26 protein-coding genes are annotated in these 23,951 nt (G+C 60.5%); 3 read left to right on the top strand and 23 right to left on the bottom strand.

The window, feature by feature from the left end; all coding sequences use genetic code 11:
- The first annotated feature begins 102 nt into the window (after positions 1-102).
- Positions 103-1,215: a type IV toxin-antitoxin system AbiEi family antitoxin gene (locus tag ACREYQ_RS32100; RefSeq protein ID WP_432263320.1), complete on the top strand. Its 1,113-nt coding sequence runs from the start codon at positions 103-105 to the stop codon at positions 1,213-1,215.
- On the top strand, positions 1,216-2,139 hold the full coding sequence (locus tag ACREYQ_RS32095) for a hypothetical protein (protein ID WP_432263319.1): 924 nt from the start codon (positions 1,216-1,218) through the stop codon (positions 2,137-2,139). It begins immediately after the preceding gene.
- Positions 2,140-3,277: 1,138 nt separating this feature from the next.
- On the opposite strand, the gene ACREYQ_RS32090 is transcribed toward ACREYQ_RS32095, so the two are convergent.
- The 3 genes from ACREYQ_RS32090 to ACREYQ_RS32080 are packed head-to-tail and all read right to left on the bottom strand — an operon-like array spanning position 3,278 to position 4,339.
- Positions 3,278-3,763, bottom strand: coding sequence for a hypothetical protein (locus tag ACREYQ_RS32090; RefSeq protein WP_432263318.1), 486 nt, complete (start codon positions 3,761-3,763; stop codon positions 3,278-3,280).
- A gap of 40 nt (positions 3,764-3,803) precedes the next feature.
- Positions 3,804-4,139 carry a hypothetical protein gene (locus tag ACREYQ_RS32085; protein WP_432263317.1) on the bottom strand — a complete coding sequence of 112 codons (336 nt, stop codon included), beginning with the start codon at positions 4,137-4,139 and terminating at the stop codon, positions 3,804-3,806.
- Between the two features lie 5 nt (positions 4,140-4,144).
- Positions 4,145-4,339 carry a hypothetical protein gene (locus tag ACREYQ_RS32080; protein WP_432263316.1) on the bottom strand — a complete coding sequence of 65 codons (195 nt, stop codon included), beginning with the start codon at positions 4,337-4,339 and terminating at the stop codon, positions 4,145-4,147.
- Between the two features lie 506 nt (positions 4,340-4,845).
- On the opposite strand from ACREYQ_RS32080, the gene ACREYQ_RS32075 reads away from it, so the two are divergent.
- Positions 4,846-6,414 carry a hypothetical protein gene (locus tag ACREYQ_RS32075; RefSeq protein ID WP_432263315.1) on the top strand — a complete coding sequence of 523 codons (1,569 nt, stop codon included), beginning with the start codon at positions 4,846-4,848 and terminating at the stop codon, positions 6,412-6,414.
- A 169-nt stretch (positions 6,415-6,583) separates the two neighbouring features.
- Here ACREYQ_RS32075 and ACREYQ_RS32070 read toward each other — a convergent pair whose 3' ends face one another.
- The 20 genes from ACREYQ_RS32070 to ACREYQ_RS31975 all read right to left on the bottom strand — a co-directional run bounded on the left by ACREYQ_RS32070 (position 6,584) and on the right by ACREYQ_RS31975 (position 23,769).
- Entirely contained in the window at positions 6,584-7,837 is a 1,254-nt protein-coding gene (locus ACREYQ_RS32070) for a hypothetical protein (RefSeq protein WP_432263314.1), read from the bottom strand.
- Positions 7,830-8,030: a hypothetical protein gene (locus ACREYQ_RS32065; protein ID WP_432263313.1), complete on the bottom strand. Its 201-nt coding sequence runs from the start codon at positions 8,028-8,030 to the stop codon at positions 7,830-7,832. Before ACREYQ_RS32065 ends, ACREYQ_RS32070 begins: the two co-directional genes overlap by 8 nt.
- Before the next feature lie 14 nt (positions 8,031-8,044).
- On the bottom strand, positions 8,045-9,649 hold the full coding sequence (locus ACREYQ_RS32060) for a hypothetical protein (RefSeq protein WP_432263312.1): 1,605 nt from the start codon (positions 9,647-9,649) through the stop codon (positions 8,045-8,047).
- 2 nt (positions 9,650-9,651) lie between these two features.
- Complete coding sequence (locus ACREYQ_RS32055) at positions 9,652-10,149, bottom strand: ASCH domain-containing protein (protein ID WP_432263311.1); 498 nt, start codon at positions 10,147-10,149, stop codon at positions 9,652-9,654.
- Positions 10,149-12,224 carry a hypothetical protein gene (locus ACREYQ_RS32050; protein ID WP_432263310.1) on the bottom strand — a complete coding sequence of 692 codons (2,076 nt, stop codon included), beginning with the start codon at positions 12,222-12,224 and terminating at the stop codon, positions 10,149-10,151. Before ACREYQ_RS32050 ends, ACREYQ_RS32055 begins: the two co-directional genes overlap by 1 nt.
- Positions 12,225-12,360: 136 nt before the next feature.
- Positions 12,361-12,738: a hypothetical protein gene (locus ACREYQ_RS32045; protein WP_432263309.1), complete on the bottom strand. Its 378-nt coding sequence runs from the start codon at positions 12,736-12,738 to the stop codon at positions 12,361-12,363.
- Positions 12,739-12,831: 93 nt separating this feature from the next.
- Positions 12,832-13,179, bottom strand: coding sequence for a hypothetical protein (locus ACREYQ_RS32040; RefSeq protein WP_432263308.1), 348 nt, complete (start codon positions 13,177-13,179; stop codon positions 12,832-12,834).
- Between the two features lie 57 nt (positions 13,180-13,236).
- Positions 13,237-13,440, bottom strand: a complete 204-nt coding sequence (locus ACREYQ_RS32035) for a hypothetical protein (protein WP_432263307.1) — start codon at positions 13,438-13,440, stop codon at positions 13,237-13,239.
- 25 nt (positions 13,441-13,465) lie between these two features.
- Positions 13,466-14,263 (bottom strand): hypothetical protein, encoded by a 798-nt coding sequence (locus ACREYQ_RS32030; RefSeq protein ID WP_432263306.1) that lies wholly within the window; start codon positions 14,261-14,263, stop codon positions 13,466-13,468.
- Positions 14,260-15,405: a hypothetical protein gene (locus ACREYQ_RS32025; RefSeq protein ID WP_432263305.1), complete on the bottom strand. Its 1,146-nt coding sequence runs from the start codon at positions 15,403-15,405 to the stop codon at positions 14,260-14,262. The genes ACREYQ_RS32030 and ACREYQ_RS32025 overlap by 4 nt, the downstream gene beginning before the upstream one ends.
- A 33-nt stretch (positions 15,406-15,438) precedes the next feature.
- A complete protein-coding gene (locus ACREYQ_RS32020) occupies positions 15,439-15,903 on the bottom strand; it encodes a hypothetical protein (RefSeq protein WP_432263304.1) in 465 nt (154 codons plus the stop codon).
- Between the two features lie 53 nt (positions 15,904-15,956).
- A complete protein-coding gene (locus ACREYQ_RS32015; RefSeq protein WP_432263303.1) occupies positions 15,957-16,343 on the bottom strand; it encodes a hypothetical protein in 387 nt (128 codons plus the stop codon).
- 47 nt (positions 16,344-16,390) lie between these two features.
- Positions 16,391-17,005 carry a hypothetical protein gene (locus tag ACREYQ_RS32010; RefSeq protein WP_432263302.1) on the bottom strand — a complete coding sequence of 205 codons (615 nt, stop codon included), beginning with the start codon at positions 17,003-17,005 and terminating at the stop codon, positions 16,391-16,393.
- 49 nt (positions 17,006-17,054) lie between these two features.
- Positions 17,055-17,558 (bottom strand): hypothetical protein, encoded by a 504-nt coding sequence (locus ACREYQ_RS32005; protein WP_432263301.1) that lies wholly within the window; start codon positions 17,556-17,558, stop codon positions 17,055-17,057.
- Between the two features lie 111 nt (positions 17,559-17,669).
- Positions 17,670-18,035 carry a hypothetical protein gene (locus tag ACREYQ_RS32000; RefSeq protein ID WP_432263300.1) on the bottom strand — a complete coding sequence of 122 codons (366 nt, stop codon included), beginning with the start codon at positions 18,033-18,035 and terminating at the stop codon, positions 17,670-17,672.
- Positions 18,036-18,077: 42 nt separating this feature from the next.
- A complete protein-coding gene (locus ACREYQ_RS31995; RefSeq protein WP_432263299.1) occupies positions 18,078-18,383 on the bottom strand; it encodes a hypothetical protein in 306 nt (101 codons plus the stop codon).
- A 110-nt stretch (positions 18,384-18,493) separates the two neighbouring features.
- The gene (locus ACREYQ_RS31990; RefSeq protein ID WP_432263298.1) at positions 18,494-19,075 is read right to left on the bottom strand and encodes a hypothetical protein; all 582 of its coding nucleotides are present in this window, start codon (positions 19,073-19,075) and stop codon (positions 18,494-18,496) included.
- Between the two features lie 28 nt (positions 19,076-19,103).
- Entirely contained in the window at positions 19,104-20,897 is a 1,794-nt protein-coding gene (locus tag ACREYQ_RS31985; RefSeq protein ID WP_432263297.1) for a UvrD-helicase domain-containing protein, read from the bottom strand.
- Positions 20,898-20,934: 37 nt separating this feature from the next.
- Positions 20,935-21,216 carry a hypothetical protein gene (locus ACREYQ_RS31980; protein ID WP_432263296.1) on the bottom strand — a complete coding sequence of 94 codons (282 nt, stop codon included), beginning with the start codon at positions 21,214-21,216 and terminating at the stop codon, positions 20,935-20,937.
- A gap of 2,028 nt (positions 21,217-23,244) precedes the next feature.
- Complete coding sequence (locus tag ACREYQ_RS31975; RefSeq protein WP_432263295.1) at positions 23,245-23,769, bottom strand: hypothetical protein; 525 nt, start codon at positions 23,767-23,769, stop codon at positions 23,245-23,247.
- Between the last annotated feature and the right edge of the window lie 182 nt (positions 23,770-23,951).

Below are 23,951 nucleotides of genomic sequence, written 5' to 3'. Positions count from 1 at the left end.
CTCTAGTTTAGCTGCTCAGCTAATACAGCCGTTTTTGCTAAACTAATGCAGAAATGGTATCGTATGCCGTACAGCAAGAGAACGCGTTTTCGCTAAGGTACCATGGACAAATCTGCTCAGAATCAGACGGCAAGAGCCCGCGCCGCATTTGAAGCCGAGATTGCAAACGACCTAGGCATCGCTTTGTCTGAGGCCACGGACGGGCGGATCAGCGTCGTCCACGTCTGGCCGAGGCCCACGAGCGGCCCAAGCCTGGATCTGGCGCTGGGGCTCGATGTCGCTGGCAAGTCGGTCGAAGTCGCTGTGGAAGCGCTGCGTTTCGCGTACCCCCGCGATATACAGGGGGCAGTATGGAAACTCTCCGAATATAAGCTTGCTTCGGAGCGTCCACAGGACCTGATCCTCCTGGTCGCGGCCGAATCACTAAGCCCCGGGGCGAGAGAGCAGCTTCGCAATCGCGGAATCGGCTATTTCGAGCGTAACGGAAACCTGCGTCTGAGCTGGCGCAACTGGCTAATCAACATCGAGCGGCCAGACCTACCGTCAAAAAAGAAGGAAGGGACGTCGCTGTTCACCGACTCGCGGGAAATGGTCGTGCACGCACTCCTAGTCAATCGGAACAAGTGGATGACCGGAAGCCAACTCGCGGAGATGTCCCGGACTTCATCGTACACTTGCTCCGTAGTACTTCAGGAACTCGAGCGGCGCGAGTGGTGCGAATCCAGTGGCGCGGGCCGAACACTTCGGCGCCGACTGACGAAGCCAAAGCAACTGCTGGAAGCGTGGGCAACGGACTGGACGAAGCGCAAGGAAAAGCGCACCCGCTGGTACGCGTTCACGGAGCGGCCCAACTTGCTGCTCGAGCACCTCACATACCAGATCGAGAAGGCCAGCGTCTCGTTCGATTGGGCATTCACTGGTGCGGTCGCCGCAAACATCTACGCCCCGCTACTTACAAGCGTAGATACCGCAGAGATCATCGTCCCACCGGGGCACGCCGAAGGACTTGCGCGCGAGATCGGCCTGAAACCAGCCGAGAAGGGCGCGAACGTTACCATCATCGAACGCGACGGCGCCAGCCTACTGTTCCGCGAATCTTTCCCGGACTACCCGTCATATTTTGCGAGCCCTTTCATCTTCTACCTCGACCTGCTCGACGGACGAGGCAGAAACAAGGAATTGGCCCAACACGTTCTTGAACAACTGGAGATATAGATGGCTGGAGTCAAGCCCACCACTGCGGCGGGATATCGCGCCGACGTTACCGCAGCGTGCGAAAGCACCTTGCTCACCCTGCTTTGCGCGTTCGGCAGTCTCAAAGACACCCTGCGACTCGTGGGCGGTCTTGTACCACGGTATCTGACACCAGAAGCACCACCGGATGTACCGCCCCATGCTGGGACCTCCGACGTCGACATCGTCTTGAACATTACGGTGATCGCTGACGGAGAAGGCTATAGCGCGTTGGCCGACCAGCTTGCGGCTCGCGGATTCGAGCGCTACGTCACCGCCAAGGGCACGCTATCTTCGTGGCAATGGAAGCGCAAAGTGGACGCACATACGTATGTGCTCGTCGAATTCCTTCGCGACGCGGGCAGCGACCGTCCCGGGAAACCGGTCACCGTCGATGGTGAACGTGTCTCGGCCCTGGCCGTGCGGTTTGGAGGAATCGTGCACGATTGGTACGGGGAGCGCAAGGTAACGGGACAACTGCTGGACGGTGGCGGCATTTCCACCGAGGTGGTCCGTTTCGCCGATGTGCCTGCTTTTGTCATTCTGAAAGCATTGGCACTCGCCGATCGCATGGAGAACAAGGATGCTGGCGACCTCATTCACGTGATCCGGTACGCTGGAACGATTGATGAGGTCGCAGAGCTCTTCGTCCAGAGGCAGTTGTCCAACGCTCACCCTGCCGCGATCGAAGCAGGACTCGCAGCGCTGCGCTCCCGCTTCTGTGATGACGAGGACGCTGAGGGATACGAAAAGGCCGGATCTGTGGCCTACGCGAAGTTCCACGGTGTCGACGGCGATGAGGACGAGGATGGATTGGTGGCTAATCAGCGCTACGCCTCGGGTCTCGTCCAAGCGCTGCTCAACCGCATCGAGGCCCGACTGGAGGAGCACGATTCCGGGGTTTGACGGCACCGCTGGATGAGGCGCTGGTTTGCCGCTGGGCGTACTTGGGATGAAGACTTGGGTGCGACCCAATGAACAGCGCCGCAGCCGCTACATCAATAGGATGCGCGAAAACGACTCGGCGGGTCCCTGCTTCGGTATCCCCCGCGCCAGACTGGTGATTCCGCGCAGACCAGATCGGCGTTATCCTCGAAACCGCAGGCAATGCAGGTAAACCGCGCCTGCGTCTGCCGGTTTTCTGCTGACACGAAGGGTCGGGGAATGCCGCACATCCCGATCAGATCTCCCCCCTTTAGATTTCTCTCAAGGTCCCTGTTGCCGCGTATGGCAGGCTATTGAAGAAAGAAGGGATGGGCAGCCACCCACGCGCGGCAGCCTGCAATCCCATAGTGAGCAACGACTGCCAACACGATTCCAGTCGCCCAGGACGCGAGAATCCAGAGTGGCAAGAATCTGTCGCGATGCATATCTCCCAGGTACATCCAGGCCGCCACAACTGGGGGCAAGACGATCATCGCGAATGCCGTGACCCATGTGAGTGACCAGGGCTCAGCGTGCCATACTCTGATAACAGCAGTGCCTGAGCCAAGGATTAAGGCCAGCCCGCACAGGAAGAGAAAGATCTCAAAGAACACTACTTCTTTCGGCAGGTTCTTGTATCGCAGTAGTAAAGGCATAGGACTCTCGATAATGTGAGGTTGAGCAAGGAACCGGCCAAAGCCTACAACGAGAAATCTGGCGCGCATAGAGATGGTGGCAGAGCTTGTCGTCCAGAAGCCCCTCATGAACGCTTCCCGTGTCATCGACAAGACTAGTAAAGACTTGAGGTTCGTGCCTGGGGCATCCTCCACCCACACTTCTTGATCGGTTACGCACTGCTGCAATAGCTCTGGCTTGCAAAACCGGCGTCTGCCACCGTTCCCCGCCTCTGGCCGCGCACTCGGGTCGTGTTTCCCGCGGCTCGTTGCAACGTCCCGGATTTATGGCTCTAGCAGTCCCCAGCCTCATCACACGTTTGCGGCCGACCAAACTGAAAGGTCTCAGTCGCAATTCGCCTCGTTAAGACCTAAGCCGGTACTCCGGCAGACTACTTCCGCGTTCGCGCAGGCACATCCATTCAGCATCTCGCGGAGAGCGCTCATCACCGATCACCCATGCTGTGCAGCACAAACGCCTTGCGGAATTCATCGTGCGAAGCAAAGCCATTCGCGTCGCCGCTGTAATAGACGTTTGCCCCATCGACGCCAATGACTTTCACCGCCAGGTCCTCAGCCGCGTTGTAGTAGGTCGCATTCGGCACGGCTGGTTGACCGGCAGCCATGGCCACAATTGCCTTCTCTAGCAAGCGCGCGGCACGCGCCTCTCGCTTCGTCGGAGATGCCCCAGGGGGAGAGTCCTTCTCCCAATGCTCAGCAGCTTCACGGACGACTGCCAAGCATTGGTCGCGCTCAGTTCCACGAGCCGTTGCAGACACCTCCGGCAACACAGCAGCGAGAATGCTGCGCACCTCGGCCTGGAACGCCTCGGCAGGGCTCTTAGCGTCCTGGATGCGATTCCATCGGCTATCAAGCGCGTGCTTGCTCAAAATCTCAGGCTCGGGTCGAGCCACCTTGAATTGATCGATCACAGTACCCCCTCTGGGCTTCACGAGTCGCTTGTCACGCCTCTCACCGGACGCTGCCACCAGCGGCCTTAATCGCTTCAATGACAACGTCCAGCTTCGACGCATCGACATCAACGACCAAGGTGCGGACCGTCTGTTGCTTGCGCCAGCGACGAAAGTAGGACTCCAGACTCTGCCCCTCCTCCACACTTGGCAGGACGACATACCCTGCCTCAATAAGAACCGTGGCAGAGTCGGCGATCGCATTGAGATCTGTAGCCTCCGTGGACTGTTCTCCGTCGACTTTGATCACCTGGTCATCGTGATACGCGCCCTCAGGCCAGAACGAAACATCTGAGTAGAAGCGCTTGAATTCAGCGCCAGTAGTCTTGGTAGTCATGTCCGTTATGCTGTGCCCAGCGATGACAAGTGTGCTTCGCCGGAGGCGTTGATCTTCCACTGGATGTGGAAACCGTCTCCGTTGCAGTCGATCAGACCAAGCGCCTTGAGTTTTTGCCCCGGCTTGTAGGATTCAACGAAGGAGCCGCTCTTCTCCTTGAGGAGGATAAGCTGAGCCGGTGAAAGTTTGATCGCGCTCATGAGTTCCGCGAAGGTTTATTATATACATCACACGTATCTATAATACTGTAACGGTGAATTTAGTCAAGTGCAGTGAGGTCTCAACGAGCGCAAGCCACCATACAAGGGGAACCTCCGCACCGCTCCAGTTCGAGTGGGGAGCGATATTGGGCAGCGTCGCACGCTCAGGGAAGAGTGAGGGCCAAGCGGCCAGCCTGGCTCGACAGCATTTCCAGGTAACGCTTGCTCAGAACTTCGCTGGAGTTTTGTGGATGTTGTGCACCTTTCGTCACTTGCACGAGGCCACCTTAGAGATAGTCACATCGCATTGCCCGTTTTGCTCGGTGGGGTTAGGATCACGCAGAGATCGGCTGGGCCTATGCCTCGGCGTCCGACACTGGCTGCACCAGCCTCAATGGCAACGACCTCCGTATGGCAACCAGGTAGCAAGCATCACGCTTTGATCCCAAAACACCGACGACTGTCTAGAATGCGGAACAGTCAAGACCCATTGGAGATGACTGGCGATGCCCTATCCGATCGTGAGCAAAGAGGAGTTGCCGGCGTATATCCATACCTCAATGGAAGGCCTAAGAACGCATGTGCAACATGGGAATGGCTCTGTTCATGTAATGGCAGCCCTCCTCACCAGCTACCAAAGCGCATCGACTCTGGCCAAGAAACGAATCGCCCTGGGAGAAACTAGCGGGCGCGCACAGCTTCAAATTGTGTGGATTAATCCTCCACAATCTTTCCTGACAGAAGAAGTCCTGTGGGAATGTATTGAGATCCACGGGATAACTCATGCGGAGTACGAGGACCTAATCGACCTTCTGCCCGAGGAACAGGTGTTTGATGAAGTGGCCGAGTATGAGCATTGGATTAGCCCGCCTGCGCCGCCCGATGCCTCACCGCTGTACAAGTACCACCCCCAACGCCTTCTAAGACTAACTCCGTGGGGTAGGGATGTTGCCGCGGTCGGTCGGAAGCAAGGTCGTCCACTCCTTACGATGGACCTCTACGATAGTGCTGCTCGCGCCATGGCTCTAGCGCATAACGCGTTCCTGGCGGAGCGGCCGTTGCGCGGACGCACATCGGGCAATAAGCACTATCGCTCACTTTCCCGCTACCACGACGTATTGGCTGGTTTCGCCCTCTATGTTGCTGCTGGGCGCCAAATCTTTGACATCCCGCCGCAACTTTCTGCGATGTTTCGCCAGTCGGATGTTGACGACATCGCGGTCGACGAGATCAAGCTGCCCTATCCCTCGATCTACCTCCATTTCGGCGTTCAGGATGATCTCGACCTTGGTGACGGCTGGAAGGCTGAGGGTGCGTACATTACGGAAACACGAATCGAAGGTGTACGTAAGGCACTAATGATCAATGTTGTGGCTGCGCCGCCATCGTTTGACGAGTATGTCGCATTCGATCGAAACATTGAGCCGTGCTACACACAGAGCATCTCCGAGGAACGATCGAAGATGCCATTGGCGATCGCGGTCGAAGCTGTGCTCGCGGAGAAAATAGAGGAGCTCAAGCGGGAGCGGGATACCATTGAGACGCAAGAAGTCTTGCGGGAACGAGCCAAACCCATGGGGATCGCTAAAGACACGGTTCTGGTCTCGGTCACACAAAGGAATGCTAAGGAAGAGCTTGAACGACTCCAGCCCAAACACGACGCCTATCTCGTGATGCTTCGACTGATCGTAAACGCGCTCTGCTACATCACGGCATATCCAAAGGACATAGAAGAAGTCTGGCCGTCATCAATTCCAAGTTACCGCCTTAGCGAGCTGAAACGAGCCAAGAACAACCAGGACCGCAAGCGCGCTCGATCGAAACTTGAGGCTGCTGGCTTCTCAGCCGTTCATTTATGCGGGAGCGCGCTCGCGATGCAGATAGAAAAGCAGCAGCAAATAGGCGTCGCGAAGGGCACCGTGAGCACGCATTGGGTACGTGGTCACTGGAAGCGACAGGCATACGGAGAGGGCTTTAGCTTGCGCAAGATAATTTGGCGCATGCCCTACCTTGTAAAAGCTCACGAGTCAGACACGAAGGGAGATCCCCCGGGCCACATCTATCTCGCCACTTAATGCGACTTCCTTGTTCGCGTCGACCAGAATGGTGACCATGGCCCGATTTCGGACGCCGTGATTGAGATGGCCTCAGACTCAGCGAATCGGCCGACGCACGCCGCCCCTGCGCAGACTGCCTGCCACCTCGTTGGGTAGCGCACTTCGGCTTCTCAATGTCTCGTGCCCGTTAACGATCAGCCAGGCCCACGGCCACGTGGTCGTTGCCACCGCTACTCGCGGCTGCATCACCTTCCATTGCGATCTGCACTACCTCGGCCTGCACGTCAGGCGATACGCCCTGCGTTGTGGCGGCGGGTAAGTAGCTGGTGCCGTCCGGGCGGCGCACGTCACACAGCATCCGGGCGTTTGGCGTTCCGGCGCTATCGCGCACGCGGACAAAGACGCGCTGCCCGCTCGGATCGCCCTTCAGGCTTGGCCAGACGTAGTACCCAATCACCTTGTGCGGCACCCACTTGTCCAGGCTGGCCAGGTGGATCAGAACATCCGCGCGCAACGGCGGGAGCACGTCGCCATATACAGGCTCTAATTCCGGCCCCGCCTGAGGCGTGCTGGCGCTCGGGGCGTAGATCACCAGCGGATACACGCCTTCGGCCAGCGGCGTGGAAATGCCGGCGCGCAGCTCAATGTCGCGCACCTTTGCGTCCGGCCCAACGATCAATTCGGCCACCGGCGCAGCCACCATCTCGGCGCTGTCACAAGAATGGTCAGCGCGAGGGGCGGATTGGGCGAGAATGGCGAGGTGGTCAATCACCTTCAGCACGCATTCTGCGTTGCGCGAAATAACATCGCGCCGAGGATACCCGTCATCGAAGAAGTACACCTCATTTGACTGAATCAGGTGCCGCAGCACGCGCCGCGCCTTTTCGATTGGATCTACTGTCGAGCTGTCGAGCCACGGCAGTGCTTTAAGGTACGCATCGATCAGCTCCTGCGTCACGGGAGCGGCAGGCTCGTGAAGTTGCTTCGCCAGGGCGGTGGAGCGTTGCCATTCGCACGCCAACTGCCAGACCTCCCAAGCCGAGTTCGTGTCAAGGTCGCGGTAGTCGTCTACTCGATCACGTTCCAAGGCAACGCATCCCGGGATTGCGCCCTCTGAGTAATAGCAGCGATGCTCAAACGCTTCGCGCTCATCCTTCGGGGCGACAGGCGGCGATGCGTTCGGCGTGCGGCCATCGATGGCGTCGATCAGGTCGTCACACGCGGACATGGGTTCGCCGCCTTCGACCCACTCGCCGGCATCAGGGTCATAGCGCTCAGATCGAATGTCGCCGTCATCGGTCACCATGGCCAGCGTGTAGCTGTCAAACGGGCCGCCATAGGTCGGGACATAGCCCAATTCCGGATGATTCAGCCACATGAAGAACGGCAGACCGGAAATCGGGCACTGGTCCGGGCACCAGAGCCCTTCTTTGTTAGCCATTGCTGCTCTCCTTGCTGGAACTCAAGGCGGCGTCACGTTCGCGTTTGTCGGCGGCCTTGCGCGCGGCCTTCCATTGCTCGCAGACGCGCTTGTGGCTGCTCCAGCCGCCATTGCCCCTGCATTCCTTGCCACATACGCAGACATGCACCTCTTGCGCGTGTTTCCGCGCCTGTGCCTTGCGCTTGTCGCTCACGATATTGGCCGCCATCACGTACCCCCATTGCTGGCGCTCATGGCAGCAATGTCTTGGGACAAGTCATACGGGATACGGTTCTTGCTGCGCAGCCACGGCAGCCACTTACGCCACAGCGCGGCATCGCGCGCATCCTCCACCTGGATGGCAGGCGATGCGGCGAGCAGGGCTTCCGCGTCGTGGTGCGCAGTCGCTAGCCATAGCGGTCGGCTGCATGGCTCGTCTTGCTGCTCGCGATAGATGCCATCCAGCCGTATCAGTTCGGCAAGCAGTTCCGCGGCCTTGTCCATGTTCCCCGCGATCTCCGGGTACTCATCGCGCAGTGCTGCCGCGTCATCGCCAAGGCATGCAATGACCGCTTCAACGCCTCCATCCGGATCATCCGGCTGCACCGTTGCGGCCGGCTTGCGCAGCGCCCACTCCGCCTTCTGCGCTGGCCCCATGGTTTGGCCGGGCTGGTCGTCGGGCAACTCATCCAGCTTGTCCAGCACATTAGACAGGCCATCAAACGCGATAGCAGTCAGCACATGGACGCGGCCGTTCGTGCTGACGCGCTCTTCGGCGTCATCCAGCGCGAGATATGCGAGGCGTGCCACTTCGATCAACACGGCGACAACGGGATGCGATGAAGCCGGCACAGTCGCGGGCGCGGCAATGAATACCTCGCCTTCAATGGCCGGCTCCGGTTCCTCAAAGGCGAAGGCCTTCCCTTGCAGAACCGCCTTGGCGATGCTGCCGTCCTCCACCGTGGCCGTGCCCGCTTCGTCGCACCAGAAATTCTGCGGCTCGCCGGATACCGTGTCCCAAGCCGTATCGTCTGCCAGGACAAAATGCCCTCCACTTGCATAGAAGCGCAGCGCATCAAGCACAACTAGCGGGAGTACCGGCCTCGCATCTGCCGCCTGGGCGGCAGGCGATGCGACGAGCAGGGCGCGGGAGAATTGCCGGAATGGTACGCAGTATTGCGCTGGCAGTTTGTACCGTGCCCACTCCTCAGCCCACTTTGCGTCAGCTTCGGTCGCCGTCAGCGCGGCGGGCGATGCGCTCGGCGTAACGTCTGCGGGATAGAGCTTGGCGTCGCGAAGGCCACGCGCATAGCCATTTTCTTCCTCTCGACGCAAGGCTGTCGCATGTTCGCATCGAAGTCGCGCGATTTCTCGATGTAGGTCAGTATCTTCGGCACTAGACCGGCGCACCAACTCTTCCATCTCGCGGAACTTTGCGAGGTCGATCTGACATCCCGGTTCCTGCATGAGCGACGTGCCGAAATGCTCAGCCGCCGCGGCGCGGTCGGTGAAGGTCTCATCGCAGTGGAAGCAGCGCCACGGCCTTTCCTGGCACGCCACCGCCTCGGCTCCCGTTGACGTGGCAGGCGATGCGCCCGGCGCCGGGGCGGCGGCAATGGCTTCAAAAGCCGCCCTCCACGGGCAGTTGGCGCTACTGTGTTCGCCAATGTCCACGCCCAGATGCTCGGCAATGGCACCCGCCAGCTTATCGGCTATCTCGTGGTAATCATCGCGTTCCTTCATCACTTCGTCGAGCACCTTGTCGCGGTCGGCGCTCGGGGCGGCTTGGACGGTGGCGTTCGCTGCCATGCTTTGGTATTCGCCGTTCAGCATATTTACTCCTTTGTGGGTGGCATGGCGCCAATGACGCGGAGGTGCGCGGCCACATCTGCCGGGATGTCGAAGAAGCCGAGCGCGCCCTTGCACGGTACGAAGGTCAGGGGTCGCGAGTTGACAATGTGGAAGCCCCACTGGCCTTCCATGTGCCAGGGCGACGCGCCCATCTCGAAGTGCACGCAATCCACGATGTCCGCCACGCCGACGACGCCACCGCGCTCTAGTTCCTCGCGCGGGGGCAGTTGGATCATCGCGTCGCCCAGGCCAGCGTGCGAGTGAAGGTCGTACAGGAAGTCCTGCACATCCTCATACTCAGCCTTGGTCATGCCCTTGCTGGCGTGGATCAGCGTGCGGCCACGGTGGCTGTGCTTCCACGTCCGGTTCTCGATGTCTTTGATTTCTCCGCGCGCCTCTGCTGCTGCCCGCGCTATCGGGTCGGTCAGGTCCGGTCGAGCGATGAGCCAAACCCACGGCTGGCGCATGGATAGCGCCTTCATCACGCACCCGCCTGGCTGGAGCTCATGGCGGCGTCAATGGCGTCACGCGGCGTTTTCCCGGTGCGGATCGCTTTGCTGCCGATGCATAGCATGTAATCATCGCGGACCGTACGCCGCAATTCCGCCTTTACTTCAGCCATCCAATCCAGTCGGCGTGCATCCTCGCCCTGATCGGTAGGCGAAGCCCCGAGCAGCCTTGGCACTTCGAGATAGGCGCAGGCCGTAGCCGCGATGCCAAGCGCTTCACATACCCTCATGAACGCCTCTTGCACTTCATTCGTTGCAGCAGGCGATGCGGCGAGCTTGGCGGCCAGCATGTCGCGGTTGTCCAGGAACCAGACCACCGCTTCCATGTTGTTGCCGGCATAGTCGTTGTCGGACTCAACGTAGCCGGGCATGCTGTCAGCGTCGTATGGCCGGCGTGGCGTGACTTCCGGCACCGTCAGCGCAGCGCGCGACGCGGCGAGCAGAGCGCGCACATGATCGGCCCCGCCACAAAAGCCCTTCATCGCATCGACTATCGAGCGCGGATCGTCGGAATAGTTGTTGCCGAATACCATGGCGGCTTCGGCAATTGACACGGCCGTCAGGACGCCAGGCGATGCGCTCGGCGCAGCGTCAATCTCTACAGACGGGCCGTAGGTGCACATGAACCGTTGAGTCGCATACTCAGAATCAAAGCGCAGTGTGACGATGCCATCGCCGTAGCTCATCGTGACACAGCCCGGAATCGCGGTATGCGCGCTCTCTGGCGATGCGCTCGGCTCAGGGGCAGCGAGCCGTGCGGGGAGGTGTTCGCTGACCACCGGGGTGTCGTGCGATCCATTGCATTGCTGTGCACCGTGGATAGCTTCTATCAGCGTATATGCCGGCGTGTTTTGGAAAGCGACCCATTCATCGCCCACAGGGGGTTTTACAACCCAGACGCCACCTTCACGTTTGCGGAACCTCCAGGCCGGCAGCACATCCTGCTGTGCTGAAGCGCTCGGCGAAGGAGCGGCGAATCGCCGTTCGGTTGCTACAACTGCTTTGCGCATTGCTTCGTCCAAGTGCGCCGCCTGTTGCGCGATAGCGCTAGGGGCAGCGACGGGCGTCTGGTTCTCCCAAGCGCTGGTTTCGCCCAGCCTCGCCAACCCGCGGCCGATGCTCCAGTATTCCGTGAGCCAGTGGCCAGTCGGTGGCTTATTGGTGCCCATGCGCCCACATGTGATCGCGCCATCAATCTCGTAACGCGCATCTTGCGCGGCGATCTGCCGATCCGTCAGTGCGGCAGGCGATGCGCTCCCACGCTCCAACTTCAGAGGGTTTTCCTCGGCGATAAACACGGGTAGGTTGCGCCCCTTCGCATCTTCCCTGAACCCTCCCGCCCTGACGTAGACCACATCCCCGATCAGAATTGTTTCGTTCTGCTGTTGGGCAAGCGACGCCGTCTGCGCAGGGACGGTGAGACGTGCGTCTCCGGGCTGAACTTCATCGTCGGCAGGCCGAGCGGCTTGAGCGAGGATGGACTCCGCGGCCGCAGTCATCTCCCAAGATGCCGGGGTATTTCGAACGCGACGAAGCATGCCGATGGTGGTCAGCGCGTCGAACCATTCGCGACCGAATCGCGCCAGCTTCTCGCGGATCGCCTCCATCCCTACCGCTCCGGCGACGCTTCGGTGAGTGGCGTTGCGCTGGCGCAGATCCATCTCGATGCGATCTACCACGGCATAGAGTGGCAGAGCGATTTCCGTGCCATAGTCGATAAGTTCTCCGACATAGCGGTCGCGCTCTGTTTCGGTCAGGCCAACCCACGCGCCCGGCTCTGGATCTTGCCCATGCGGGACGGGGTAGTGATGCACCGTAGCTCCGGCCTCGGCCGCACACTCAGCTTCGTCTCGACGCATCGTGACATGGCCGTGCGTGCCATGGTTGATCCACCAAAACTCTGGGGGCGATTCGTTTGCATTTCCCGAGGCTATCCCCATGCAATAGCCTGGTTGAGACGGATGGTCGTTGCCCATGCTCGGTTGATTCAGCACTGTAAAGGGTTGCTGCTCATTGGCGTCTTTCATATCCGTCCATTTCAGATACATATCACGTATCTATAATCATCAATTCGGAACGTTTGGTCAAGAACAACATTCGCAAGCGACCGAATCACCTGCGGATTAACCAGCAACTAGCAATGCCACTAGCGCGAGATTGGCCCTGATTGCCCAGGGTACCGATTCAATTGGCTTCGGCCGGCGCTTCGCCACGCTTCTTCTTGTCGAGACTTCGCGACACGCGATCGAACAGAACCACAACGATCGCAAGCACACTGGCGGGAAAAAGATAGGTCCCCATCCAACTGGGCGCCCCGAGCCTGGCCAGCATCGATGCAAACCGATAAAAGCCGACGACTATGAGTACGCCGCCTACCTCGATCGTTACAACCGCTCCGGCGCAGATGAGGGAAGATGAGATGAAAGCGCGTACAAAGGCTCGCGTCAAGGCCGGTCGCACACCTTTGATCACGAGGACGAAGAACATCAGGCCCAACCACATGCTGATTGCGAGGCAGACAACAGGATAGGAAACCAGATTCTCCAGATTACCGACGATCATTTTTGCGCCTCCGCACGATACATAACACGTCTGCATAATACTCCATGAGAATGGTTACGTCATCCAGGACGCTGCTGGTGCACCAGGAGGTAGTCAGTGCGCGCCCCTCTTTGGGCCAGGCGCATTGGGGTGCCGTCCGGCGTCTTCCTGGAGAACTACGACCATCCCCTTGTCCACAAAGGAGTTGATCTCCGAGAACATGCGTCGTTGCACCAGGCGCGAGAGACCGATCCCCGCATCAAACCCATTGCCTTCGCTCCACTGGCGATCCGCGTCAATCTCCATCGCCCACTCGCGCAGGACCGCTCGTGCCGCCGGCACCGCGCCACGGATCTTGGCAAAGATCTGGAACAGGTCTGGATCGACAGAAACTGAGGTGCGCTTCTTGCGACCATCGACCTCGCGCGTGTACTTGATTCGGATGAAATCGTCTTTGGCCATGGCCATCTTCCTGATCGGTGTTTCTGGTGATATTCGACGCTGATTCGACTGACCGAACTACTGGACTTCATCTGAAGTGCTGCCCACGATCGCACGGAGCTCATCGAGCTTCGACAGCACCTCTTCCCGGGTGCGATTCAGAGAGAGCGCACCCATCCGGTTGCCGCAGCGGCCGAGCTCGCGCGAGCACTTGCCGGACTTCTGGTAGTGCTCCACATCGACTGTCAGCCCATTGGGCAGCCTGACTTGTCTCGCATGCATGCGACGACTCCTTTGTGCAGGGGGCCTATGCTGCTGAGGCAACGTTGCCGCGGACCTCGGCGAGCACCACCTTGCGGTTTTCGCCGACACCTAGGTAGATCTCACGGAAGGCGACGTACGAGTACGCTGACAGGAACGCGAAAACGACCGGAGCGGCGATGGGCGCCAGCGCCGCCGCGAAGAGCAGGACCGCGTAGATAACCGAGTTGAACAGCAGCATGGCGCCCACGTTCTTCTCCGGGACGCCGGCATTGCCCAGGCGGAAGGCCTGAAACCAGCCAACCCCGAAGAATGTCTGAAGGTGATACTGAAACGTAGCAGCAATGAATGGCATGAGAAACGTGATCTGGAACAGAATCAGTGCCATGAGCGAGGACAGAAACACCCTATTCAGCGCCACGAAGGAATCGCCGTCCGCAGCCGGCGCCAGTAGAGACGGATCATAGAGCCGAAGAAACCAGTCGCCCGGACGGCCCCCGATCCAGTAGAACACCGCGGACAGTGCTGTGGCAGCGAACGTCAGAATGAGGGTGAACCGCACCGCAGCCCCAAGCTCGGCCCGCGCAGCCGAGAAGATCTCCACGAACGATTTCTCGCTCGCATCGTCAACAAGCGCGGCCACGCCAATGCCAGACAGGTAGGCCACCGCCGCGGCGACCTGGCTGATCAGCAACGATGCGCGGCACAGGTAGATCGCCAGGCAGAAAATGAGCATCAAGACCAGCCAGGCAATGAATCCTCGGCCGATGAGGTCAAACGCCTGCTTTACCCAGCGCAATGCGGCGGCCGGCTTCACCGATTTCGGCGACAGGTTGGCATTCATGCGCCCACCTCACTGGATTCCTCGGCGACAGGCAACCGGTCAGCCGAAGCCACCTCGCGAACGAACGTGCTGAGCATTTCGCGAGCATCGCAGGCACGAACGCCGTGCATGGCACTGCGCAATCCGGTGACCCTGGCGATTTCCAACAGCTTCTCACCATCCGGCAGCGCCGCACCCAGCTTCACGGGAGCAGTGAACAAGCTCTCGAATCGATGGCCGAAGCGGCTAAGCCACGCATGCTGGTCGTCGCTCGGGTGCCCGTCGACGTACGTCCAGTGATCGGATTTGGCAGGGCGCCAGCGCCAACCCACCGATGCTTGTTCCTGCGACAGTTTCACGGCGCCAGCACCGCCTCCGGCCACCTCCAGCCATCCAGTCATGTCGATCTTCAGCCCGGTTCCTTCGTATCCCAGGTCACCTTCTGTCAGCCCGAGCAACTCACCGTCGGTTTTCACGGTGAAACCGTGCGAACGACGAATCACCGAAACGGCTTTCTCGTGCGCGCCGCCGGCGCTCTCCCCCACGGCTGTCGAGACGAATTGCACAAGCGTGCTCACCACCGCATCCGACAGTTGTCGGAGTGCGTTGTCTTCCGAGCCGCAGGCACGGTGGAAAGTCACGTGCTCGTCATCGATCGTGTGGCCCATCTTCAGGATGCCTGCGATGAAGACATCTCCCAACTTGTCCTGAGTCAGTGCCTGCTCGTAGATGGAAAGTTTGCCCAGCAGGTGCCGCTCGGCTTCGAGCAGCACTGCGATGCGCGAGCCCATCCCGTCGATTTCTGCGATCAGATCGTAGCTGCCGCCGCCGGCGGGCGCGTTTGTGAGCGCCTTCCCACCACCGGGCAGGGAGAGACAGGCCGGTCCGCCGCCGCCCTGGTCCGTCTCCTCGCCCAACGCGGCCGTCCGCGCGGGCTTGTTGGCCAGCTGCGCGACGAGTTCGCCGGGCCGCGGCGTGCTCAGTTCTTTCAAGGCCACGTCGTGATTCGCCACACTGGCGATCCGCGAAAGCTCCCGCGCAAGCTCTTCGCGGGTGTAGCGATCGATACCCGCGAGTACGCGCTCCAGGCGCTCGCGGAAATAGGGAGCGTTGTCGTTGAACTCGCTTCGGGCGGTTACGCGTTGCTTGGCCGGGTTGCTCATCGCTTTTATTTCCTCTCGCAGAATTGGGTACGCTCAGCCGGTCTGCTGCTGAGACACGTTCGTTTCGATGGCCCGTCGGTCGAGTTCGGCCTGGAGGCGAGCTACTCGAATGGACAGGATGTTCCGGCCTTCCGATGCACGCGCACGGTCTCGCTGTCGGCCGGCGGCTCCGGAACCACCGAGTCGTGACGGGTCGAAGTTCGCCACAGACGACGCCAGCGAGCCGTCGATCTTCCCTGTCAGGCCGTCGATCTTGCGTTGAATGCGGTGCATAGGCGCCAGCCGCAGATTCTGGTCAGCCACTTCCTGGACCACGGACTTTGCATCGATGGATCGTGGACCGAAGTAGGCGTACTCGATTGGGAGCTGCAGCCCGCGCACCAAGGCCAGCATGGCGTTCGTGTCCTTGTGGTCCACCTCGAAGCGGGTGCCAAGGATCTTCCGGGCTAGCGCCATGACTTCAACGTTGGGCTCGAGCGGGCGTTGGGAGCGATTCATCACTTGACCAGTTCGTTGCAAGAATGCTTTTCCTGTGAGGTGCAGTCGATGAGTTAGTGCGCCTCGCCCTTATGGAGCACCAGGCAGCCGGCCAAGCGAGCCTTCGCCTTGAAATCGAGCAGTGTTTTATCCCAGACGTTGTCCGGCACCGGCATCCAGCCGAACCACGAGCCTGCGACCTTCTCTGCCGCGTGGAGAAGCGGCTTGCACTCCGGCTTGGTCTTGTTGAGTTGGTTGACCAGACCAGGCCACGTCACGAGGACTTCCCCCGGTGACCGCGACGGCTGGTTGACCGAAGTCGAGACCTTCGTCGCCTCGATCTTCACCATCGCCACATAGGCATTCAGGGTCAGCCCGCACAGCAGCATGGAGATGAAGAAGGAGAGTTTCCCGGTGACGGAGCTACCCGAAATCGGGGCGACAGCAGTTGCGGTGTTCATGGCAGGGAACGTTTTTCGATGGCTGTTCGTTTTCTTGGCAAAACATCTCAGTCGGTGAGATGCCAGGTTTTGCTGAGTTTCTGGCGCTGAGTCGGGGACATCGCCGCCAGCAACTCGCCGAGACAAATCGCGTCGGCATCGCCCGACGCACGCGCGGCTTCCAGGGCGGCATTGGCCCAGCGCTGCTCGTTGTTCCCGCCCTCAATGATCAGGTGGAAAAGCCCACCCGCCCCGTTGCCCGGTTTCGCATACCAGGCGCGCACCAGCGGCTTGATCTCAGGCAGTGAAGGCTTGGCCGCGAACGATGTCTCGATGTTGCCAACGGGATTCGACCCGGCGGTCGAACCTGTCGATGCCGCCGGCAGATCTCCCGACTTGCCCAGGCCGGCGAGTTGAACGTTCGCGCGATCGATCATGGCCTGCCGCTCGGGTGTGAGGTCCTCTGGGTAGCAATCGACAGTCAGCCGCGGGAATCGCAGCTTGCCGCCAAACCCAAGTGCACCAGCGAAGCGCCACTCGCGTACTGGGTTCTCACGAGTCAGGCCCCGGATGAACGCATCCTGATCCTCGGCCGCGCTCGAAGCCAGACAGCAGTTCACCAGGATCTGCCAGACGGATTCCGCCTGCGGGCGAGTCAGTGCGAAGGGTGCGTGCGTGCTCATCGTTTTCATTCGTCACTTGACCAAACAGCGATTTCGAAATGTGCCATCCTTAGAGGGGCACGGCCTCACGCCGCGGCGCGATGGCGCCGGCGACTTCGGCCAGATGGATGGCAACGTTCTGTAGCCTGCCCTGACCGGTGTAGAGGAGCGGAGACTGCACGGCATACCTTTGCGCGAAGAAGTTCATGCGTGCGATCATCTCCTCCTCACTGCCCACCGTGATGCCGTCGAGCACGCCGAGGCCTTTTTCGCGACCTGCGTCGGTGACGGCCAGGGTCGCCGGCCACACGCGGAGGACTTCGGTCTGGGGAGCGCCACCATAGAATTCGTCTTCGAGTTTGGCGTACCAGGCGTTCCAGTGAAGCGGGCGGATCTTCACCAACTCGCGCCCATAGAGGGGGCCGTTTTTGCCGCCCCATGCTGCAGGTCCGTAGTAGCGGCACCCAGGCTCGATCTCTTGCCGAGGAGCGAGCGAATCCGCCACGTAACAAACCCCCTGCATGCTGACAGTGGGATTGAAGTACCAGCCGGCGCCAAGCAGGACGTATCTCATGCTCGTACCTCTTTTGCTGCCGACCGCAATGCCTGGTCGCCGTTCATTTCCTTCGTGTTCATCTCGCTGCTCTCGCTTTTCTTGACTAAACAGTGGATGCGGTGTGTTGCATCAGGCAAAGGCCAGCGCCATGTCATCGGCGCGAGCAACGGCTGTCCGCACGCCGGCGGGCTCGAGCAGTTCGATCCCGGCCGGCACCATGTAGCGCAGTTCGGTGTTGGCACGCACGACCATGGCCACCCACTTGTTCGTCGGCTGCTCGGAGACGTTCACCAGGCTCATATCCGGGAAGCGGAAGACGGCGCTGAAACCGCAGGAGGCATCGAAGCGCCACTCGGCTACGGCAGCGCGGCTCGACATGATCTGGACGAAGCCTTCACGATCGGCCGCGTTTCTGCTGGCGCCGCAGCAGTCAACCAGGATTTGCCACACCGCCTCCGCCTGTCGCCGGGTCAACGCTCGCTTGTCGGTATTCATCGTTTCTCTCCGCTTCTTGACTAAACGTTTCCGTCGGTGGGATTAGCCTTGCTGGGGGCACGGGTTGCCGGTATCGTCCTGGCACCAAAGGCAGTGCGCGATCTCATGGTCGATGGCCGCGTCGGCGATCCCCTCCTGGAACCACTGCACCAGTTGCGACACGTCGGCGATCATCAGCGGAGGTTTGCTGTCCGGGTAGGCAGTCCTTCCAAGCTGAGTCGCCGCGGACAGCGCCTGGTCGAACTCCCTGCTGTCCACCACGTTCTCCGGGTCAACGATTGCTGCGATCCGGAGGTGTGCCCAGAGCACCCTCACTTCGAGTGCAGCGGAGAACCGGTCTGCTGCCATGCTGGTTACCTCGTCCAAATGTGCCATCGTCAGGGAATGCGTTGAGATCACAGACCAGCACTGGCTGGCGTCCCGCCGAAATGTGCCATGGTTAGGGAGGGCTTCCGCGCTCAGTGCGGACTGCCCGCGTCGGGCGTCCAGTCGGCGAACTCGTTGGCAATGTCACGAACCCACGAGGGCATCAACTGCAACTGTCGCGGCGGGAGTTTCGCGGCGAGGGCCGTCAGGGCATTGATCAGGCTCTGCTCATCGGCAAACGCCACGCAGTCGAGCTCGCCGAAACCAGCCGCCACGCCTTCCGGCGTCACATACAGGGTGGCGGGCCAAAACACTGCTGGTCCCGGATTCATGATCTCGGCGATTCTGTTTCCCTTGCCAGAAGCCAAGCGGGCTTCTTGTGTCGGAAAGCGCGGCATCGAGAGTTCGGCCAACAGCCGCCCGGCCATCGGGCCAAGTCCACCCTTCCAGGCGTGGCCTGGATACCTGATGACCGACGCCGCTTCTTCCGTACCGTTGGAGACATCGATCGCCTCCACCGCAAGGTAGCGGTCCCACCACGCGTTCTGCTGCGGCACGTAGAAGGTTCCGTTCCCGATGTCGATGTAGCGATCCGGGTAGATCGCCGGCGAGGGCTCCTGCCCGGCTTCGTTGAGAGCCCGCGCCTCGGTCTGCTTTTGTTCAATCATGTCCATGCTCTTCTCTCAGAGAAATCCCAAGGCCTCAGAACGTCTCTGCCCGCAGACGGGCGGCGACCTCCGGGCTACCGACAAACAGCACTCCCGAGAGACGGCCCTTGTGGATCATCCCGACGATGATGTTCGTCATCTCGTTGCGCTCGACGCGTAGTTCTTGCGCCAGCCGCGCAACTTGCAGCAGGCCCTGGCGAAGGATTGCCAGCTCGACCATGCTTTCGATCTCAGAACCAGCACCCAGCGCGTATTGCCCATCCGCGGCAAGTGCGCCCTGTTCTTCCTCCTGCATTTCGGATACATCACGCGTAGCAATACGCGGAGTGTAATCAAAACCCGGCAGAAGGCCAACCTCCCCCTTACCTTGTTCGGTAGCCCCCGCACTCAGGAGCGACATAGCATCCGGATCGCGCACAGAGAGTACCTCGACGATATCGCGCATCTGGACGTTCAGCTCGAGGACATGCTCAGCACGGGTCAACGCCACATACAGTAGGTTGAGTTCCTGCATCAGCTCGGGGGTATCGAGGACCAGGAAGTCACCAGTCTCAGTCACGAAATCCTCAAAGTCGTCCAGCAGCACGACCTGGGGGAACTCCAGACCCTTCGAGCGATGGGCGGTCGTCAGGCTGACATCTGCATCCTCCTGGCGCTCCACTGCTTCCGTCTTGATCCTTTGGACAAGGGCCGGGACTTGGGCGCGGTATTCCTTGACCACACCGATCAGGGAAAGGATCTCCTTGTCGTCGGCCTTGCTGGCGTAGTCCTCCAGTTGCGCAAAGGAGCCGAAGGTTTTGAACATGGAGTCGTTCACCAAACCCGGCTGATTGTTCATCAGGTGCCACACGTCTACCAGCTTGTCGAACGGGTAGTTCTCCACGCCGCCGACGAAGTGCATGCGCTTGCGGCCCAGCAGCCCCACGGCGTTGCCGAACAGCTTCGCATTGGTGCGGCCGATGATCGCGTAAGGCTTCGTGCGGTCGACCTGATAGCTGGTCTGGCGTTCCGGAAAGGCGCTACGCACCGGATGCTCCTCGCCACGGAACGTAGTCAGCAGCATGGAGGCCAGCTTGGCGACACCTGCGCCGAAGCGACGGCTCTCGGTCAGGTACACCACCTCGTCGGCCTCAATGCGCTCCATGGCGTTCACGGCGCCGCGGAAGGCATAGATCGACTGGTACTTGTCACCAACCATCACCAGACGGCAACGCTGAGCCGCAACGATCGCGGTGGTCACCGGGTTGGCATCCTGAGCCTCGTCGAACAGGATGATGTCATAGCGGCGGGCCAGATCCGGGTTCGACAGTTGGAACAGCTTCAGGTAACCGTCGTGGGGCATCGGCACGTCCTTGCGGTCCAGATCCTGCATGGCCGCCCAGACGTACTGGCCCCATTGCACGACCATCTTCACGTCCTTGTCGGCCACGCTTTGCGGAACGTGGTGGCTGGCGAAGTCGTCGTCGGCCGAGAAGAGGAAGTTCTCGATGGTGGTCAGGAGGAGGCGAGCAAAGCCGACCTTCAGATCAAAGGCACGCATCAGATCGCTCGGACGCAGGTTACCCAGCTTGTCGGCATCCTTGAAGCGGCGGCCGAAGTGCCAGGCCAGCGAGTGGGTAGTACGGCAATCGACGTTACCCGGGAACTTGCCCGATGCTTCTTCCTGCATCGCCTTGTTGTAGACGAGAAGGAGGATACGGTCCTGGGGGTTGGCCAGCGCGAATTCCACCAGCGTGAAGGTCTTGCCCGCGCCCGCGAAGGCTTGAACGATCAGCCGGTGAACCGTGCTGTGCACCGCCTTCAGTTGTTCGTTCGTCGCCTTGCTCATCTCAGTATCCTCTCGTGTATTGCACAATCCACCCGGGTCAATCGTTCCGGTGGTGGTGGTCCTGGCCGTTCATGCCCCAGATGTCTTGCATCGAGTCACCGATATTGGTTTCCTCGAAGCCGCGGAAGCCCTTGGTCTTGACCTCCTCCTCCGCGCCACCCCAGATCGCTACAAACAGGGGGCTCATCAGGGCAGCACCCACCAGGTAGAGAACCCACTTCAGCCAGGCCAGGTCATGCAGAGCCGGCGCCAGGGCGATTGCGCCGCCGATCACCGCCACCCCTGCCACCGTCATCGCCACCTTCAGCTTCGTGTTCATCTCAGACCCCTTCGTGTGTGTCCAACCATTTATGCCTCCATACTAGCCATAGTATCGAATCGACGCAAGCACTTTATACATACGTGTTACATCTACGCGTCATAACCATTTACCCACGGTCGAGGCGTATAAGGTAGCGCTCTCCTCCACCTCATTCGGCAGAGAGGCGAGACGAGCTAGGCCAAGCATTTACCCACTCTCCGCACCTATAGGGGTCAGCGGCAGGTCAACCATTTACCCACAGGGAAGCGCCCTAGGGTACTCGCATAGGCCAACTATTTATCCCCAGCCAGCAGCCCCAACCCGGCTTCGCCGGGCCGCATGTTCCCATCCGGCGCCGGCGCGAGAGCCCATACAGCAACCAGCCGCCCGGAACACACTCCACACCAGCACCAGCCCGAGCTCAACTCCACTCATATCCATCGCCAGCCAACACGAACACTCCACCCGTCTCGCCCAACATTCACTCCAACCCAATCCCCGCCCGCGAACACATCACTGCACCCTCCAGCCCAGCACCGACTTCACCCGACCCTCCGCCAGCGTACATCCCCACTCCGCCCAGCACCTGCGTCGACACAGCCCAACCCCTCGCACGCCGCGATCATTACCAGGCGCCAATCCCCCCCCCCGCCAGCAGACACACTCACTCCGCCCAACCATCCGCCTGCCCAAGCCCGACTCCGCCATCCCCCCAGCAGATCGACCCACTTCACCCATTCCCCGCCGGCAGAAGCAGACACTCCACCCGATCCCCCGCCAGCAGCGGCACTCACTACGCCAAACCCCGCCTCAGCGCAGATCCTCGCGCCCCCAGCAGAAGCACACACTGCGCATCAATCCCCCGCCAGCAGAAGCAGCCGCTCCGCCCTGGCCACCGCCGGCCAACCAGATCACCACGCCAGCCCGGCAAACACTGCGCCGCCGGCAGAACCACGGCCGCATCTATATCCCCTCTATCCACTCCATCCCATCAGCTCACCTCGAGCTCGGCCCGATCAGCCCCACCCCAAGACCACGGCATGCGATCCAGAGCCCCACCCCGGCCGAGCGACTTCTTCCGCCGAAAGACCACCGGGCAAGAAGGAGCAGCAGACATCACCACTCCACACCAGGGAGCCCGGCACTCACACCGGGACAACACGAGCCCAATGTTCCATCGGCACCACGGGGAAGCCGGACAAATGGTTATGCTCACACCGGCACCATAGCCCGCCCCAGGGCCGGGCAGAAATGCCAATGCACACACAGGCAGAACAGACCAGCGGCCAAATAGTTATCCCCGGGGCAGAACCATAGCCCCTCACGGGGCCACGCAGTTGCGCCGGCGGAACCAACGGCCGCGGCGGGCTCATCGCCGCCGTAGAAGACCCAGCCTCAGGCCACCGCCGGCCAGCAGGTCCACTCCACGGAAGAAGCAGCCCGAGATCACACGGCATAGATCCATCGCCAGCCAGCACACTCACTCCACAGATGGATTGCGCAATCCAGACACCAGCCACCTGCCCCACCAGCACAACCGGCCCGCACCCATGAACACACAGAGAGAAAAGAGGATGAAAAGGACGACCGCCACCACGGCGAGAGAACCAGCAACCATTGCGCCACCAGAACCACCAGCCCGAACCCCCGCCGAGAGAAGGACACACTTCACCCGGACGAAGGACAGGCACAGCCAAACCCGTGCCCACGCCGAGAGAACATGCCCGCTCCACCCAGCAAAGCCCCGGCGCCGTACCACCCATGACCTCGCTCTGCCGAAGGAGCAACTACGCATCGACCGAAGCCCAGTGATCACCTCACCCAAATCTCCGCCAGGCCAGCATGTTCGCTACCCCCGCGCCAAGCCCGGCAGCGTCTCCGCCGACATACTCCGCCAGGCCAGTGGCTCGGCTCAACCCGGCCAAGCCGAGTGATCAACTCCGCTCAGGATTCCGCCCGGCCGAAGCAATCACTTTGCGCAAACAAAAAGCCCCGGCACCGCTAGGCACCAGGGCTCCGCCCGGCTAAGAGAATCACTCCGCTGCTCTACTCGTCGTCCATCTCCATCTCACCTTCAAACCGCTCCGCGATCCTCTCGTGCATGGCGCCGATGAGTGAGGAGGTCTGCTTCATGTAGGCGCCGCGAGCCTTCAAGGTGTTCGTGAACGACATGTCTGCCACCTTCAGGCGATCAACCATGTCCATGCGCATCTGAATGAGATTCGTGACGTGCTCGCATAGCGTCCTTAGCAACTGGTGGTTTGCCTCGAACTCACGAGACTTCCTGACCCGCCGAACCAGACCTTTGTGGTTCACGTAGTCAGAGACCCACCGGCGACTGCGAAGCTGACGGAACACGCGTGCTTGAGGGCGCAGTTTGCCATTGTTTTTGATGAATTTGATACCGATCCGTCCGCTCTTAAACGGCTGCATCACGTACATCAAACCATCGATCATCGCGAGGGTTGAGTCGATGTCGGAGATGAAGGAGATGGCTGCTGAGACAGCTTTGATTGCCTTCTCTTTGAGATCGGCTAATTCCGCGATAGTCGGGGGGGTCGTATCTACCATGTATTAAGCGTGCGTCGGGGGGGTCGAGTTCTACTGTGCGGGTTGGGCCAAGACGGCCAGATTATCTTTTCTTGCTAGGTGCATTGTCAATACGTGTTATGTATCCTAGAATAACTGCCAGTGTGGAGTGTGCTGTATGCACTACACAATGAGCATTGCGCAATTGGCATTGCTCATTGCGC

Origin of the sequence: Cupriavidus sp. TMH.W2 (genome assembly GCF_050847365.1) — a bacterium.
GTDB lineage: Bacteria > Pseudomonadota > Gammaproteobacteria > Burkholderiales > Burkholderiaceae > Cupriavidus.
Note: the sequence above shows the minus strand (reverse complement) of the source record. Positions and strands in the feature narration are given on the sequence as shown.